Consider the following 15800-nt stretch of genomic DNA (forward strand, 5'->3'; position numbering starts at 1 on the left):
GTTAATGTGCGTTGGTCTCTTTAAAAATTAAAACTCTTTTCGCAGCCAGCTATTGAGTCGTTTGATCCACGAGCCAACTGATGCCGTAACGCGTTTTTCAACTTCAGCCTCACCACTCAAATGGGATTCTTTCCCGTAGTGAAGCAGCCCCACTGCCGTTGAATAATAAGGCTCCTGGGCATAATCCGTCAGACCAGTGATATTCAGCGGTGCGCCAATACGTACTTGCGTATGGAACACGCGCTGTGCGCAGGCCGCAAGACCTTCAATTTGCGCAGCGCCACCGGTTAACACAATCCCCGCCGCCAGATGATGTTTCACACCCTGCTGGCGAAGCTGTTCTTGTAATTGCAAAATTTCTTCGTTGACCAGGTTGAGCAGCTCGGTATAACGCGGCTCAATGACCTCTGCCAGGGTCTGACGTTGCAGGCTACGCGGTGGACGACCACCTACGCTTGGCACTTCAACGCTTTCGTCTTTACCCACGATGGAGCCCAGCGCGCATCCATGACGCACTTTGATGGCTTCAGCATCGCTCGGCGGCGTACCAAAGGCATACGCGATATCGCTGGTCACTACATTCCCTGCATAAGGGATCACTTTAGTGTGGCGCAACGCCCCGCCAGTATAAACGGCGATGTCCATTGTACCACCACCAATATCCACCACGCAGACACCCAGCTCACGTTCATCTTCCGTCAACACGGAATAACTGGCTGCCAACCCGGCAAAAATCAGTTGGTCAACTTTCAGACCACAACGTTCAACGGCTTTGACAATGTTCTTCGCCATGTCGTTGTGGCAGGTAATAAGATGGACTTTTGCCTGCATACGCACGCCGGAAAGACCGACCGGATTTTTAATGCCTTCCTGGTAGTCGATGGCGTATTCCTGCGGAATAACGTGCAGAACACGATGTTCATCGCGAACGCGTACGGATTTTGCCGTATGTACTACGTTTTCCACATCTTCCTGCGTCACTTCCTCTTCGGAAATGGGCACCATACCAATTTCATTTTGACAGCTAATATGTTTACCGGAAAGTGCCAGATACACCGAGGAAATCTGGCAATCTGCCATCAGTTCAGCCTGGTCAATGGCGCGCTGTACGCACTTCACCACTGACTCAAGGTCATTCACCCCGCCTTTATCCATACCTCGCGATGGGCAACTGCCCACGCCAATGATATTGACCATACCGTCGGGCAGAACTTCCCCTACTAAAGCGGCTACCTTCGCGGTGCCAATCTCCAGTCCAACTACCAGTTTTCTGTCCGTCGCCTTGATCATTGTTGTTCTGCCTGTGCCTGATTCTGTTGCTGATTAGATTCCTCAGGAGGCAAGGGAACCCAGCCTACTGCCGCTCCTGAGTCATAACGCAAATCAACGTAGCTAATCCGTTTGCCATCGGTTTGCGCCTGCTGCTGTAAAACCGGGTAGAGTTCCACAAAGCGAGCCAAACGTTTTATCGTATCGCCCCTGCCCAGATTCAGCTTAATATCGTTATTCAGCGTCAACTGCCAGGAACGACGAGCGGTCATCGCCGCTTCCTTCAGGGTGAATCTATCCTTAGCCAGCACCTGCCCCATATCGCGGAACCCTTGCAACACTTCACTTGCGCTGCCTTCCGGTCCATACAACATGGGTAATACCTGCTTATTGGCCCGACCGGTTGGAACACTGAACGTATTTCCTTCAGCATCCACCATATGTTGGTCATTCCAACGCGCAATGGGCACATATTCAACCAGATGAATCTTCAATTCATCGGGCCATTGCTTTCTGACGCTCGCCTGTTTAATCCAGGGGAGGCGTTCAATTTGACTCTGAATGATGTTCACATCCTGAGTCATAAAGGTTCCCGGAGCGCCCAGCGCCAGAATGGACTGACGAATATCGTCATTGCGCGTGTAATGCCGTTCGCCGGTTAACACCAGTTTCGATAAAGGCAAACGTTGCGCATCTTCCATCCATCCCAACACTACCCAGCCGCTGACAAACACGGTGCACAGCACTGTCAGCAGGAACAATATTCCTGCAAGACGCGTTCCATTATTGCGGCGTGAGGAGTTTACTTCTTCTTCATCACCGTTTCGCGTGTTCAGCGCAGCCTGCGACATATCAGTCCGCCAACTCCAGAATTCTTACCACCAACTGCGAGAAGCTCAGCCCCGCCTGACGCGCCGCCATCGGCACCAGACTGTGGCTGGTCATACCCGGAGAGGTATTCGCTTCCAGCAGATAAAACTGGCCATCGCTGTCCAGCATGACGTCAATGCGACCCCAACCTTTACAGCCCAATGTGGTCCACGCTTTCAGGACTAATTCCTGTAAACGTGCCTCTTGTTCGACTTCCAGACCGGCAGGGCAGAAATATTGTGTCTCATCAGAGAGATACTTCGCCTCATAATCATAGAAGGTTCCCGCGGGTTGGATACGTATTGACGGTAAAATTTCTTCACCAAGCATCGCAACTGTAAATTCCGGGCCACTGAGCCATTTTTCGATCAGTACTTCTTCATCATGCTGAAAAGCCAATGCTAATGCACCATGCAAAGCATTTTCTTCTTCAACTTTTGACATCCCTACGCTTGAGCCTTCACGGCTTGGCTTCACAATCAGCGGCAAACCTAACGCAGAAATCTCCGTAACCACCTCATCGCTAAGACCTTTTTCGAATTCAGCGCGAGTCAATGCGACCCAAGGCGCGACCGGTAAACCAGCCCCCTGCCACAACAGTTTGCTGCGCAGTTTGTCCATCGAAATGGCAGAAGCCATGACGCCACTACCGGTATACGGCAGACCAATCAGCTCCAGCATGCCCTGCAACGTGCCATCTTCACCACCACGACCGTGCAGCGCAATAAACACCTTTTGAAAACCCATCGATTTCAAAAGAGTGACATCAACCTCTTTTGGGTCAATTGGATGAGCATCCACACCACCTTCGCGTAACCCTGCCAGTACGGCCGCGCCGGAATTCAGCGAAACGTCACGCTCTGCGGAGGTTCCCCCTAACAGGACCGCGATTTTATCAGCCATGTTGTTCTTCCTCCGGGTTTTGCGGCTTCAGTTTGATTTCAGCTAAGGAACGCGCGATTTTGCCGATATTTCCAGCGCCCTGCACCAAAATCAGATCGTTGCCGGTTAATACCGGCGCCAACATGTCTGCCACCTGAGCCGGATCGGATACCAGAATCGGGTCGATCTTACCGCGACCACGGATCGTACGGCACAGCGAGCGGCTGTCAGCCCCCGGAATCGCAGCTTCACCCGCGGCGTATACATCCAGCATCAACAGCGCATCGACCTGAGTCAGCACGTTGGCAAAGTCGTCATACAAATCGCGTGTACGCGTAAAGCGGTGCGGCTGGAACAGCATTACCAGATTTTTGTCCGGCCAGCCCGCGCGAGCAGCTTTAATCGTGGCATCCACTTCCGTTGGGTGATGACCATAATCATCCACCAGCATCGCCGTCCCGGCTTTACCGTTTACCGGCTCCAGCGGGAATTCGCCGAGGAAGTCAAAACGGCGCCCGGTGCCCTGGAAACTTTCCAGCGCGCGCAGAATTGCGTCGTCTTCAATGCCTTCTTCTGTTGCCACTGCCACCGCCGCCGCCGCGTTCAGCGCATTGTGACGGCCCGGTGCGTTCAACGTCACGCGTAAATCGGCCATCCCCTGACGCAGCAGCGTGAAGTGCCCTTGTGGACCAATCTGCTGGTAATCTTCGACGCGCACATCAGCATCATCGCTGAAACCATAGGTTGTGGTTTGACGACCAACTCGCGGCAACAACTCGCGGATCACCGGGTCGTCAACGCACATAACCGCACGACCATAAAACGGCAAGTTATGCAGGAAATTAATAAACGTCTGCTTTAAATTTTCGAAGTCGCCATGGTAGGTATCCATATGATCGGCTTCGATATTGGTAACAATCGCTACCATCGGCTGCAAATGCAGGAACGACGCATCGCTCTCATCCGCCTCCGCAATTAAATAACGGCTATGACCCAGACGCGCATGGACGCCTGCGGCCTTCACCAGACCGCCGTTGACAAACGTCGGATCCAGCCCCGCTTCTGCGTAGATACTGGAGACCATCGCTGTGGTCGTGGTTTTACCGTGCGTCCCGGCAATGGCGATACCGTGACGAAAACGCATTAACTCCGCCAGCATTTCAGCACGACGGATCACCGGAATACGCGCTTCATGCGCCGCAACAATTTCCGGGTTATCCGCAGAAATCGCGCTGGATACCACCACCACGCTCGCATCACGCACATTTTCAGGGCGATGGTTGAAGAAAATCGTGGCGCCCAGATTCGTCAACTGCTGCGTCACCGGGTTCGGCGCCAGGTCAGAACCACTGATCTGATAACCTTCGTTGGCCAAAACTTCGGCAATACCGCCCATACCAGCACCACCGATGCCGACAAAGTGAATGTGCCGAACGCGACGCATTTCGGGCACGATGGAACGCAGTTTTGCCAGTTGTTGTGTATTCATTCTTTAGCCATTAACTTCTTAGTTCATGCGATGCAAAAGGCATCACCACAATTACGCCCGGGCAGCCCGGCTCACTTCATTAGCAACACGCTCTGTGGCATCCGGTATGGATGCGGCGCGCGCACGTTCTGCCATGGTTAATAAGGTTTCTCGCGACCACCCGGAAAGGGTGTTCGCGACGGCATCCACAGTAAACTGCGGCTGCTCAAGAATTTTAGCGGCGCCCGCTTTCTCAAGCGGCAGCGCATTCCAGTACTGCTGTCGGTCTTTGTGCTGGAAAGGCACAAACAGCGCAGGCAAACCCGCAGCGGCAATTTCGCTTACCGTCAGCGCGCCGGAGCGACAAACTACAACATCCGCCCACGCGTAGGCGGCTGCCATATCATCAATAAACTCAGTGACCTTGTGCTGCGGTTGTCCCGCGTCGGCATACGCCTGTTCAACGGTTTGCTGCGCGCCTTTGCCACTCTGATGCCAGATAGTCACCGCGTCACCAAGCTTTGCGGCAACCTGCGGCATCGTCTGGTTCAATACGCGTGCGCCCTGAGATCCCCCGACGACCAGCACGCGAACCGGGCCTTCACGCCCCGCCAGACGCGCTTCGGGCAACGGCAGCGCCAGAACGTCGGTGCGTACCGGGTTACCCACCACTTCCGCATTCGGGAAAGCGCCAGGAAAAGCCTGCATCACCTTCGTTGCAATCTTCGCCAGCCACTTGTTGGTTAATCCCGCAATGCCGTTCTGCTCATGCAGGACAACCGGGATGCCTAATGACCAGGCAGCCAGACCGCCAGGGCCGGACACATAGCCGCCCATCCCCAGCACCACATCAGGCTTAAACTGCTTCATAATGGCGCGCGCCTGACGCCAGGCATTAAAAATACGCACGGGGGCGGCAAGCAGCGCGTTGACACCTTTGCCACGCAAACCGGAGATGCGAATAAAGTCAATTTCAATGCCATGCTTCGGCACTAAGTCCGCTTCCATACGATCGGCGGTGCCCAGCCAACGAACCTGCCAGCCCTGGGCCATTAAATGGTGCGCGACCGCCAGCCCCGGGAACACATGCCCACCGGTACCGCCTGCCATCACCATTAACCGCTTCGGTTGACCACTCATCGTGCACCTCGTGTAAACGCCTGGGCTTTTTCCAGACGCGTTTCATAATCAATACGTAACAAAAACATGATGGCCGTCGACATAATCAACAAACTGGAACCACCATAACTGATCAGCGGTAACGTCAGACCTTTTGTTGGCAGCATACCTGCTGCCGCGCCGACGTTTACCAGGGCCTGGAAGCTGAACCAAATCCCGATGGAGCAGGCTAAAAAGCCTGAAAAACGGTGGTCAATTTCCAGTGCTTTGCGACCGATCGACATCGCGCGAAAAGCGACGAAGAATACCATTAAAAGTGCCAATACCACACCGATATAACCCAGCTCTTCCCCAATGATGGCGAAGATGAAGTCGGTGTGCGCTTCTGGTAAATACTCCAGTTTTTGCACTGAATTACCTAACCCCTGACCCCAAACCTCACCGCGACCAAAAGCCATCAGCGATTGCGTTAACTGGTAGCCGCTGCCAAACGGATCTTCCCATGGGTTCCAGAAGGAGGTTACGCGGCGAATACGATACGGTTCGGCAAGGATCAGCAGCACCACCGCCGAAATCCCCATGCCGATAATGGCAATGAACTGCCACAGTTTCGCACCAGCGAGAAACAGCATCGCCAGCGTCGTGACAAACAGCACCACTACCGTACCAAGGTCAGGCTGCGCCAGCAGTAAGACTGCCAGCACCAGAATCACACCCATCGGTTTTAAGAAGCCGCGCAGGTTGTTACGCACTTCATCGACTTTACGCACCAGGTAGTTAGCGAGATAACAGAACAGCGACAGCTTGGTGAATTCCGCAGGCTGAATACGCAGCGGCCCCAGCGCGATCCAGCGCGATGCCCCGTTAACGGAGCTCCCCACCACCAGAACGATCAACAACATGATGATCGAGGCGATCAGCATCGTCGTGCTGTACTTCTGCCAGAACTCCATCGGCAGACGCAGCGTCACCATCGCCAGACAGAACGCGAGGAAGATATACAGCGCGTCACGCTTAGCAAACAGGAAGGGATCGCCTGCCAGACGTTGCCCTACGGGCATTGATGCCGATGTCACCATCACAAAACCGATCGCTGCCAGACCAAAAGTCAGCCACAGCAGCATGCGGTCATACATGATCAGGCTGTCCGCGTCTTTATCACGCGAAGCCATCACCCAGCCTTTAAGTGCCGCGAAGATCCACGCCAGGACACCCAGTCCCGGTACGCGCGGCATTTTCAGACGAGGGAGAGAGAATCGCATCAACCCAACTCCTTCGCTAAACGGGTAAAGACGTCACCGCGTTGCTCAAAGTTCTTGAACTGGTCAAGGCTGGCGCAGGCTGGCGACAGCAGCACCATATCACCCGACTTCACACGCGGTGCGAGCAGACGCATTGCCTGCTCCATGGTTTCAGTGTGTTCCGCAACCTCAGGACGCAGAGCGGCAAGCTGCGCGCCATCGCGACCAAAGCAGTACAGACGAATGTTGTTGCCAGTCAGGTAGCGTTGCAGCGGCGTAAAGTCGGCCGATTTCCCATCGCCGCCCAGCAGCAGGTGCAACGTACCGTCAACGTGCAGACCATTCAGTGCCGCTTCTGTGCTGCCAACGTTGGTGGCTTTTGAATCGTTAATCCAACGCACACCGTTATGATTCAGTACCAACTGGAAACGATGAGCCAGACCGGTAAAGGTAGTCAGCGCTTTCAGGCTGGATGCCCGCGGCAGACCCGCAGCATCCGCCAGCGCCAGCGCAGCCAGTGCGTTGGTATAGTTATGCTGGCCGGTAAGCGTCATCTCTTTCACGTTCAGGACTTTTTCGCCCTTCACCCGCAGCCAGGTTTCACCCTGCTGACAATTGAGATGATAGTCACCCATGTTGATGCCAAAGCTCACGCAGCGCTCATCCGCCCCGCGAATCGGCATGGTCAGCGCATCATCGGCATTAACCACACACACTTTCGCATTCTCATAGACGCGCAGTTTGGCCGCACGGTACTGCTGCAAGCCAAACGGATACCTGTCCATATGATCTTCGGTGACGTTCAAAATGGTGGCGGCTACAGCCTGTAAGCTGGAGGTTGTCTCCAGCTGGAAGCTCGACAGCTCCAGTACATACAGCTCACGTTCGTCATCCAGCAGCATCAGCGCGGGCAGGCCGATATTTCCGCCAACACCCACGTTCACACCAGCCGCTTTCGCCATTTCTCCCACCAACGTGGTGACGGTGCTTTTCCCGTTGGAACCGGTGATCGCGACGATCGGCGCCTGCGCTTCACGACAGAACAGCTCGATGTCACCGACAATTTCGATCCCTGCATCAGCAGCGGCGCTCAGCGAAGGATGCGCCAGGGCAATACCAGGGCTGGCGACGATGAGATCGGCGGCCAGCAGCCAATCATCATTCAGGCTGCCAACATGACGCTCAACCGCTTCCGGCAATTTATCCAGGCCAGGTGGCGTTGCGCGGGTATCCATCACACGCGGCGTCACACCACGCGCCAGAAAGAAATCCACGCATGACAGCCCGGTCAATCCCAGACCGATAATGACGACTTTTTTACCCTGGTAATCAGCCATGATTAACGTACCTTCAGCGTTGCCAGGCCAATCAGCACCAGCATCAGCGAAATAATCCAGAAGCGCACAATTACGCGCGGTTCCGGCCAGCCTTTCAGTTCATAGTGATGGTGAATCGGCGCCATACGGAAGATGCGCTGTCCGCGCAGCTTAAAGGAGCCAACCTGCAAAATGACCGACAGCGTTTCCACAACAAATACGCCGCCCATGATTACCAGCAGGAACTCCTGACGCAGCAGCACGGCAATAATGCCCAGCGCGCCGCCCAGCGCCAGCGAACCGACGTCGCCCATAAAGACCTGCGCCGGATAGGTGTTAAACCACAGGAAGCCTAACCCCGCGCCGACAATCGCCGTACAGACGATCACCAACTCACCGGCATGGCGTAAATAGGGAATGTGCAGATAGTTGGCAAAGTTCATGTTACCGGTCGCCCATGCCACCAGCGCAAAACCCGCTGCCACGAACACGGTCGGCATAATCGCCAGACCATCCAGGCCATCGGTGAGGTTTACCGCGTTGCCAGTACCCACAATCACGAAGTACGCCAGCAGCACGTAGAACAGCCCCAACTGCGGCATGACATCTTTAAAGAACGGCACCACCAGCTCGGTAGCCGGGGTATCTTTACCGGCGAGGTACAGCGCAAAGGCTACACCCAGCGCAATCACCGACATCCAGAAGTACTTCCAGCGGGCAATCAGGCCCTTGGTATCTTTTCGCACCACTTTGCGGTAGTCATCGACAAAACCGATAATGCCGTAGCCAATCAATACCACCAGCACGCACCATACGTACGGGTTCGACGGATATGCCCACAACAGAACGGAGATAACAATCGCGGTGAGGATCATGATCCCGCCCATGGTTGGCGTACCACGTTTACTAAAGTGCGATTCAGGACCGTCGTTACGTACAACCTGTCCAAAGGACATTTTTTGCAAGCGGGCAATCATGCGCGGGCCCATCCACAAAGAGATGAACAGCGCGGTCAGCAGGCTGACGATGGCGCGAAACGTCAGATAGGAAAAGACGTTAAAGCCGGAATAATATTTGACCAAATGTTCGGCCAGCCAAACTAACATGTCCCATTCTCCTGTAATGCGCGTACTACCTCTTCCATGGCGGCACTACGTGAACCCTTCACTAAAATCGTCATGACCTGATGTTCTGCAATCAATGCTTTAAGATGCGCGGCCAGCGCGCTTTTATCCGCAAAATGTTCGCCAACGCCACTGGCGTCGCTAATTGCCTGACTCAGTTTTCCTGTACTCAGTACACGGTCGATACCTGCTGCTTTCGCAGCAACACCTACCTGTACATGGCATGCTTCACTTTCTGCGCCAAGTTCTGCCATATCGCCAACGACCAGTACGCGATAGCCCGGCATTTCAGACAGCACCTGCACCGCTGCGGTCATCGAACCGACGTTCGCGTTATAGGAGTCGTCCAGCAGCAGCTGATTTTCTGCGAGTTGAATCGGGAACAGACGTCCTGGTACCGCCTGCAGATCTTGCAAACCCGCTTTGATCGCCTCGTGCGTCGCGCCTACCGCCATAGAAAGCGCCGCCGCCGCAAGGGCGTTAGCGATATTGTGGCGACCCGGCAACGGCAGCAGGACATCAATGCTTCCGGTCGGCGTTTGCAGAGAAAATTCCGTGCCATGCGAGGTCACATGAACGTTGGTCGCAGAAAAGTCGCTGTTGGCCGCATTCGGGGAGAAGCGCCAGACTTTGCGATCGCCGATGATGCTTTGCCAGTTCAACCAGTCGTTGTTGTCGGCATTCATAATGGCGATACCGTTCGCAGACAGGCCGGTAAAAATCTCACCTTTTGCCTTCGCAACGCCCGCCAGAGAGCCGAAGCCTTCCAGGTGCGCGGCGGCCAGGTTGTTCACCAGCGCCGCTTCCGGACGCGTCAGGCCGACGGTCCAGGCGATTTCGCCCTGATGGTTGGCGCCGAGCTCAATCACGGCATAGTCGTAATCGTTGTTTAAGCGCAGCAGCGTCATCGGTACGCCGATGTCGTTATTCAGATTGCCCGCGGTATATAGGGTGTTACCACACTGGCTCAGAATGGCAGCCGTCATCTCTTTGACGGACGTTTTACCGGATGAGCCGGTCAGCGCGACAACGCGCGCCGGAACCTGAGCGCGAACCCACGCCGCCAGTTCACCAAACGCCAGACGCGTATCTTTAACAATCAGCTGCGGCAGGTTGGTGTCCAACGGGCGGCTGACCAGCAGCGCACCCGCCCCGCTCTCTTGCGCTTTGTCTGCAAAATCATGGGCATCAAAGCGTTCGCCTTTCAGCGCCACAAACAGGCAGCCCGGCGTCACTTTACGCGTATCGGTTGTTACGGCATCAAGGGTCAGATCGGCCCCTTTCAGTTCGCCACGGAGGATCTCCGCCAGTTGGCTGAGCGTTACGCTAATCATGCGATAACCCCCAGCAGACGCGCTGCGGTCACGCGGTCAGAATAGTCGAGACGCTGCGAGCCAACGATCTGGTAATCTTCGTGACCTTTCCCGGCCACCAGCACCACGTCGTTTTCTTTCGCCTGCATAATGGCGTTTGTCACGGCTTCTGCGCGCCCTTCCATCACCTTCGCCTGTCCGGCATCCAGCATACCCGCCAGAATGTCGTTAATAATGGCGCGCGGCTCTTCGGTACGTGGGTTGTCATCAGTCACCACGACAACATCTGCAAACTGCTCGGCGATTGCGCCCATCAACGGACGTTTGCCTTTGTCGCGATCGCCGCCGCAGCCAAAGACGCACCACAGTTTGCCTGTACAGTGCAAACGTGCCGCCTGCAGCGCTTTTTCCAGCGCATCTGGCGTATGGGCGTAATCAACCACCACGGTGGTTTTACCCGGCGCGCTGAACACTTCCATACGTCCGCAAACCGGCTGCAATTGTGTCGCCGTTTTCAGTAAATCAGCTAACGGATAGCCCAGTGCCAACAGCGTTGCCAGCGCCAGCAGAAGATTGCTGACGTTAAACGCCCCCATCAGGCGGCTTTCAATTTCGCCGTCGCCCCATGAGGAGGTAAAACGAATCGTTGCCCCGCTGTCGTGATACTTCACGTCAACCGCTTTTAACCAACGACCATGACAGTTCGGGTTGATGTGGTCTTCCATCGAAACGGCAACCGCATCCGGGAGTTTCGCCAGCCAGCGACGACCGACGTCATCATCCGCATTGACGATGGCCTGACCGCAATGGTGCGTGGAATACAGCAGCCATTTCGCGGCTTCATAATGTTCCATGTCGCCGTGGTAGTCGAGATGGTCACGGCTTAAGTTAGTAAATACTGATGCGGCAAACTTCAGCGCCGCCACGCGATGCTGAACCAGGCCATGTGAAGAGACTTCCATCGCGCCAACCGTTGCGCCCTGCGCAGCCAGCCCCGCCAGCACATGCTGGACATCAACGGCTGAACCGGTGGTATTTTCCGTCGGGATCACTTTGCCCAGCAGGCCATTGCCTACTGTTCCCATTACCGCGCTGGTTTCGCCAAGCAGTTGGCTCCACTGGGCCAGCAATTGGGTGGTGGTGGTTTTACCGTTAGTCCCGGTTACGCCGACCAGACGCATTTTCTCAGAAGGCTCGTGGTAAAAACGGCCCGCCAGTGCAGATAAACGTTCGTTAAGCTGACTGAGATAGATGACCGGAACGCCATGCATTTCACGGATTTCACCATCAGTAGCTTCATCTTTTGCTTCTGCAATAATGGCAGCCACACCTTGCGCTATCGCCTGCGGGATATACCGACGCCCGTCCGCCTGATGACCCAATACTGCGACAAAGAGATCGCCTGATGCAGCCACACGGCTGTCAAGCGTCATCTCCCGCAGTGCTCGCTCCGGTGCACCCGGCACCCATGGAGCAAGAAGGTCGCGCAAATTACGATCTGCCACCTGTTGCCTCGCCTTGATTATTCACAAATTCATTTTTATCGCCCGTTGTCAGCGCATCCGGCTCGATGTTCATGGTACGCAGTACGCCGCCCATGATGGCACCAAAGACCGGCGCGGAAACGGCGCCACCGTAGTATTTACCCGCCTGCGGATCGTTGATAACAACAACCAGCGCGAAGCGCGGCTGACTCGCAGGCGCAACACCTGCGGTATAAGCAATGTATTTGTTGATGTAGCGGCCATCTGGCCCTACTTTTTTCGCTGTACCGGTTTTAATGGCGATACGATAGCCTTTAATCGCCGCCTTCACGCCGCCGCCGCCGGGCAGCGCCACGCTTTCCATCATATGCACGACGGTACGCACGGTATCTTCCGGGAAGATACGCTCGCCCGGAACAGGAGGGTCAACTTTGGTAATCGACAGTGGACGATAAACGCCGTAGCTGCCGATCGTTGCATAGACTCGCGCTAACTGTAACGGTGTTACCATTAGCCCGTAGCCGAAAGAGAAGGTGGCCCTCTCTATGTCAGACCACCGTTGTTTTTGAGGATATAAGCCACTGCGTTCTCCGACCAACCCCAAATTGGTCGCTTTTCCCAGCCCAAAACGTGAGTAAGTATCTACTAACGCTGAGGACGGCATCGCTAACGCCAGCTTGGAAACACCGACGTTACTCGACTTCTGCAAAACCCCGGTGAGGGTTAATTCGCTATAACGCGCCACGTCTTTGATTTCGTGACCATTAATTCGGTAAGGGATAGTGTTGAGGACGGTATTTTCGCGTACCACGCCACGCTGCAGCGCGGTCATCACCACCATCGGTTTAACGGTAGAACCCGGTTCAAACACGTCGGTGATGGTACGGTTACGCATCGCGTCTTTTGGCGTACCGGTGAGATTGTTCGGGTTGTAGGACGGACTGTTGGCCATGGCCAACACTTCACCGGTGTTTACATCCACCAGTACCGCACTGCCTGACTCCGCCTTGTTGAACGCCACGGCGTTATTCAGTTCGCGGTAAACCAGTGCCTGTAAACGCTCATCAATGCTCAACGCGAGGTTATGCGCCGCCTGGCTGTCGGTAGAGGAGATATCTTCAATGACGCGGCCATAACGGTCTTTACGTACAATACGTTCACCCGGTTGTCCGGTGAGCCACTTGTCGAAGCTCTTCTCAACGCCTTCAATCCCCTGGCTGTCGACGTTAGTAAAACCGATGAGGTGAGCAGTCACTTCTCCGGAAGGATAGTAACGGCGGGATTCTTCGCGCAGGTGGATACCCGGCAGCTTCAGTTTCTTGATGTAGTCGGCCATGTCAGGGTTTACCTGACGCGCCAGATAGATAAAGCGCCCTTTCGGGTTGGCGTTAATGCGGGAAGCCAGTTGATCGAGCGGGAGATTCAGCGCGGTTGACAGCGCTCTCCAGCGTTCGCCAACGCTCACGCCGCCTGCATCATGTACTTCTTTCGGGTCGGCCCATATAGCTTTAACCGGAACGCTCACCGCCAGCGGGCGACCAGAGCGGTCGGTAATCATTCCGCGTGATGTAGACACTTCCTGGACGCGTAGAGAGCGCATATCACCCTGACGCACCAGCATGTCCGGCGCGATGATTTGCAGCCAGGCAACGCGCCCCAGCAGAAAACCCAGTGCCAGCAAAATACAGCCGCACAGTAACGCAAAACGCCAACTGATAAAGTTGGCTTGTTCTTCCTGGCGTTTTGGTTTGTGCGTTTTTGCCGCTGCTTTCATGCGTCGCGTTTATCCTTATTTTTGTACTACGATATTTTCTTGTGAGGGATCGACATGCTGCATTTGCAGCTTTTCCGTTGCGATCCGTTCAACACGGCTATGGTCGCCGAGCGCGTTCTCCTCAAGGATCAAGTTACGCCATTCGATATCCAGCGCATCTCGCTCCAGAACCAGCTGCTCACGCTGCGCGGTCAGTAACCGCGTATGGTGGGCTGTTGTCACGACGGTAACCGCCGTCAAAATAATGCAAATGAACAGGCAGAGTGGCAGCTTCCCAAACCGCAAAAGATCGTCACCGATCACGCCAGGCAAGGCATGGCGCTCGTTGCTTCCTATCGATCCTTTAACTTTGCTTAGGGCTTCTGTCACTCTGCTGATCATGCGTTCGTCCTCTCTGCAATACGCAGAACTGAACTACGGGCACGAGGATTCTCAGCTACCTCTTCTTCACCCGGCATCATCTTGCCTAGTGCTCTTAACTCACGGCCGCCCAGCTTTTTGATCTGCGCTTCGGTCATCGGTATTCCAGCCGGTACCTGAGGACCACGGCTTTGTTCACGCATAAAGCGTTTCACAATGCGGTCTTCAAGCGAATGGAAACTGATGATCGAAAGGCGACCACCTGGAGCCAGCACGCTGAGCGAGCTTTTTAGCGCCTGCTCTATCTCCTCCAGTTCACTGTTCACCCAAATGCGCACCGCCTGGAAGGTACGGGTCGCGGGATGTTTGAATTTGTCCTTCACCGGCATTGCCGCCGCAATGACTTCCGCCAGCTCTTTGGTGCGGGTCATCGGTTCGATGCGGTTGCGCTCGACGATGGCGCGCGCAATGCGTTTGCCGAAGCGCTCTTCGCCAAAGGTTTTAATCACCCAGGCAATGTCTGCTTCATCGGCGGTTTGCAGCCATTCGGCCGCTGACTGACCGCGTGTTGGGTCCATACGCATGTCTAACGGACCGTCACGCATAAACGAGAAACCGCGCTCTGCGTCATCGAGCTGCGGTGAAGAAACGCCCAGATCGAGTAGAATCCCGTCGATCTTACCGGTCAGTCCACGCTCGGCGACATAGTCAGCCAGCGCAGAGAAAGGTCCATGTACGATGGAGAAACGGGGATCGGTAATCGTTTTTGCAACGGCAATAGCCTGCGGATCGCGATCGATTGCCAGTAAACGTCCCTCTTCGCCAAGTTGGGAGAGGATCAGACGTGAGTGACCACCGCGACCAAATGTCCCGTCAATGTAGATGCCGTCTGGACGAATATTCAGGCCGTTTACGGCTTCATCCAGCAACACCGTTGTATGTTTATAATTTTCCGTCATTTTATAGAGACAAATCCTGCAATCGTTCCGACAACGCGCCAGTAACAGACTGCTCAGCGTCGATATCTTCCTTGACCTGTTGATACCAGGTCGTTTCATCCCACAGCTCAAACTTATTGAACTGCCCAACCAGCATCACTTCTTTCGTTAGCCCTGCGTGTTGCCGCAGAATGGGTGCTATCAGTAATCGACCAGCGTTATCCATCTGACATTCGCTGGCATGACCCAACAATAAGCGCTGTACGCGACGCTCAACTGGATTCATGCTCGACAGACGCGATAGCTTCTGCTCGATTATTTCCCATTCAGGCAGGGGGTACAGCAGCAGGCACGGGTGATGGATGTCAATGGTGCAAACCATTTGACCGGTAGCGCTCTCAAGCAGTTGATCCCGATAACGGGTAGGCACGGATAAGCGCCCTTTACTGTCGAGATTAACTAACGTTGCTCCCCGGAACATGCCAGTCTCACCCCCAATTACCACTTTATCCCACAAATTCCCACTTAAAGGAGTTTACGGAGCGGAGGAAAACCTTGTCAAGCAAGTCACGGCGCTTAGCGGAGCAAAAAACCCATTGTTTACGGCTAATATCAGCGTTGAACAAATTCCGTACAGCAAAC

Annotated in this window: 14 protein-coding genes; all 14 read right to left on the bottom strand. The window is 54.8% G+C overall.

Annotation, left to right across the window (positions count from 1 at the left end; genetic code table 11):
* Nucleotides 1-27: 27 nt before the first annotated feature.
* The 14 genes from ftsA to mraZ are packed head-to-tail and all read right to left on the bottom strand — an operon-like array spanning nucleotide 28 to nucleotide 15639.
* Entirely contained in the window at nucleotides 28-1290 is a 1263-nt protein-coding gene (gene ftsA / locus OGY06_RS21325) for a cell division protein FtsA (RefSeq protein WP_003018755.1), read from the bottom strand.
* Nucleotides 1287-2120 (bottom strand): cell division protein FtsQ, encoded by an 834-nt coding sequence (gene ftsQ / locus OGY06_RS21330; RefSeq protein ID WP_003018758.1) that lies wholly within the window; start codon nucleotides 2118-2120, stop codon nucleotides 1287-1289. The genes ftsA and ftsQ overlap by 4 nt, the downstream gene beginning before the upstream one ends.
* A gap of 1 nt (nucleotide 2121) precedes the next feature.
* Nucleotides 2122-3042 (bottom strand): D-alanine--D-alanine ligase, encoded by a 921-nt coding sequence (locus OGY06_RS21335; protein WP_003829526.1) that lies wholly within the window; start codon nucleotides 3040-3042, stop codon nucleotides 2122-2124.
* Nucleotides 3035-4510: a UDP-N-acetylmuramate--L-alanine ligase gene (gene murC, locus OGY06_RS21340; protein ID WP_003018763.1), complete on the bottom strand. Its 1476-nt coding sequence runs from the start codon at nucleotides 4508-4510 to the stop codon at nucleotides 3035-3037. Before murC ends, OGY06_RS21335 begins: the two co-directional genes overlap by 8 nt.
* 51 nt (nucleotides 4511-4561) lie before the next feature.
* Complete coding sequence (gene murG, locus OGY06_RS21345) at nucleotides 4562-5629, bottom strand: undecaprenyldiphospho-muramoylpentapeptide beta-N-acetylglucosaminyltransferase (RefSeq protein ID WP_003829528.1); 1068 nt, start codon at nucleotides 5627-5629, stop codon at nucleotides 4562-4564.
* Nucleotides 5626-6870, bottom strand: a complete 1245-nt coding sequence (gene ftsW / locus OGY06_RS21350; RefSeq protein WP_003829529.1) for a cell division protein FtsW — start codon at nucleotides 6868-6870, stop codon at nucleotides 5626-5628. Before ftsW ends, murG begins: the two co-directional genes overlap by 4 nt.
* Nucleotides 6870-8186, bottom strand: coding sequence for a UDP-N-acetylmuramoyl-L-alanine--D-glutamate ligase (gene murD / locus OGY06_RS21355; RefSeq protein ID WP_149335399.1), 1317 nt, complete (start codon nucleotides 8184-8186; stop codon nucleotides 6870-6872). The genes ftsW and murD overlap by 1 nt, the downstream gene beginning before the upstream one ends.
* Before the next feature lie 2 nt (nucleotides 8187-8188).
* Nucleotides 8189-9271: a phospho-N-acetylmuramoyl-pentapeptide-transferase gene (gene mraY / locus OGY06_RS21360; protein ID WP_003018774.1), complete on the bottom strand. Its 1083-nt coding sequence runs from the start codon at nucleotides 9269-9271 to the stop codon at nucleotides 8189-8191.
* Nucleotides 9265-10623 (bottom strand): UDP-N-acetylmuramoyl-tripeptide--D-alanyl-D-alanine ligase, encoded by a 1359-nt coding sequence (gene murF / locus OGY06_RS21365; RefSeq protein WP_218667633.1) that lies wholly within the window; start codon nucleotides 10621-10623, stop codon nucleotides 9265-9267. The genes mraY and murF overlap by 7 nt, the downstream gene beginning before the upstream one ends.
* Nucleotides 10620-12107 (bottom strand): UDP-N-acetylmuramoyl-L-alanyl-D-glutamate--2,6-diaminopimelate ligase, encoded by a 1488-nt coding sequence (gene murE / locus OGY06_RS21370; RefSeq protein WP_003829536.1) that lies wholly within the window; start codon nucleotides 12105-12107, stop codon nucleotides 10620-10622. Before murE ends, murF begins: the two co-directional genes overlap by 4 nt.
* A complete protein-coding gene (ftsI, locus tag OGY06_RS21375) occupies nucleotides 12094-13860 on the bottom strand; it encodes a peptidoglycan glycosyltransferase FtsI (protein ID WP_003829538.1) in 1767 nt (588 codons plus the stop codon). Before ftsI ends, murE begins: the two co-directional genes overlap by 14 nt.
* Before the next feature lie 15 nt (nucleotides 13861-13875).
* Nucleotides 13876-14241, bottom strand: a complete 366-nt coding sequence (gene ftsL / locus OGY06_RS21380) for a cell division protein FtsL (protein WP_000625651.1) — start codon at nucleotides 14239-14241, stop codon at nucleotides 13876-13878.
* Entirely contained in the window at nucleotides 14238-15179 is a 942-nt protein-coding gene (gene rsmH, locus OGY06_RS21385) for a 16S rRNA (cytosine(1402)-N(4))-methyltransferase RsmH (protein ID WP_003018789.1), read from the bottom strand. The genes ftsL and rsmH overlap by 4 nt, the downstream gene beginning before the upstream one ends.
* A 1-nt stretch (nucleotide 15180) precedes the next feature.
* Nucleotides 15181-15639, bottom strand: a complete 459-nt coding sequence (gene mraZ, locus OGY06_RS21390; RefSeq protein ID WP_003018792.1) for a division/cell wall cluster transcriptional repressor MraZ — start codon at nucleotides 15637-15639, stop codon at nucleotides 15181-15183.
* Nucleotides 15640-15800: the final 161 nt, after the last annotated feature.

Source organism: Citrobacter sp. Cpo147 (assembly GCF_030332405.1).
GTDB classification, from domain to species: Bacteria; Pseudomonadota; Gammaproteobacteria; order Enterobacterales; family Enterobacteriaceae; genus Citrobacter; species Citrobacter portucalensis.

Bases quoted from the DNA above. Each gene is read 5' to 3' on its own strand.
- ftsQ (WP_003018758.1), bottom strand. From the start codon at position 2,120: ATGTCGCAGGCTGCGCTGAACACGCGAAACGGTGATGAAGAAGAAGTA.
- ftsW (WP_003829529.1), bottom strand. From the start codon at position 6,870: ATGCGATTCTCTCTCCCTCGTCTGAAAATGCCGCGCGTACCGGGACTG.
- murF (WP_218667633.1), bottom strand. From the start codon at position 10,623: ATGATTAGCGTAACGCTCAGCCAACTGGCGGAGATCCTCCGTGGCGAA.
- murC (WP_003018763.1), bottom strand. From the start codon at position 4,510: ATGAATACACAACAACTGGCAAAACTGCGTTCCATCGTGCCCGAAATG.
- rsmH (WP_003018789.1), bottom strand. From the start codon at position 15,179: ATGACGGAAAATTATAAACATACAACGGTGTTGCTGGATGAAGCCGTA.
- mraZ (WP_003018792.1), bottom strand. From the start codon at position 15,639: ATGTTCCGGGGAGCAACGTTAGTTAATCTCGACAGTAAAGGGCGCTTA.
- ftsL (WP_000625651.1), bottom strand. From the start codon at position 14,241: ATGATCAGCAGAGTGACAGAAGCCCTAAGCAAAGTTAAAGGATCGATA.
- ftsA (WP_003018755.1), bottom strand. From the start codon at position 1,290: ATGATCAAGGCGACGGACAGAAAACTGGTAGTTGGACTGGAGATTGGC.
- OGY06_RS21335 (WP_003829526.1), bottom strand. From the start codon at position 3,042: ATGGCTGATAAAATCGCGGTCCTGTTAGGGGGAACCTCCGCAGAGCGT.
- ftsI (WP_003829538.1), bottom strand. From the start codon at position 13,860: ATGAAAGCAGCGGCAAAAACGCACAAACCAAAACGCCAGGAAGAACAA.
- murG (WP_003829528.1), bottom strand. From the start codon at position 5,629: ATGAGTGGTCAACCGAAGCGGTTAATGGTGATGGCAGGCGGTACCGGT.
- mraY (WP_003018774.1), bottom strand. From the start codon at position 9,271: ATGTTAGTTTGGCTGGCCGAACATTTGGTCAAATATTATTCCGGCTTT.
- murD (WP_149335399.1), bottom strand. From the start codon at position 8,186: ATGGCTGATTACCAGGGTAAAAAAGTCGTCATTATCGGTCTGGGATTG.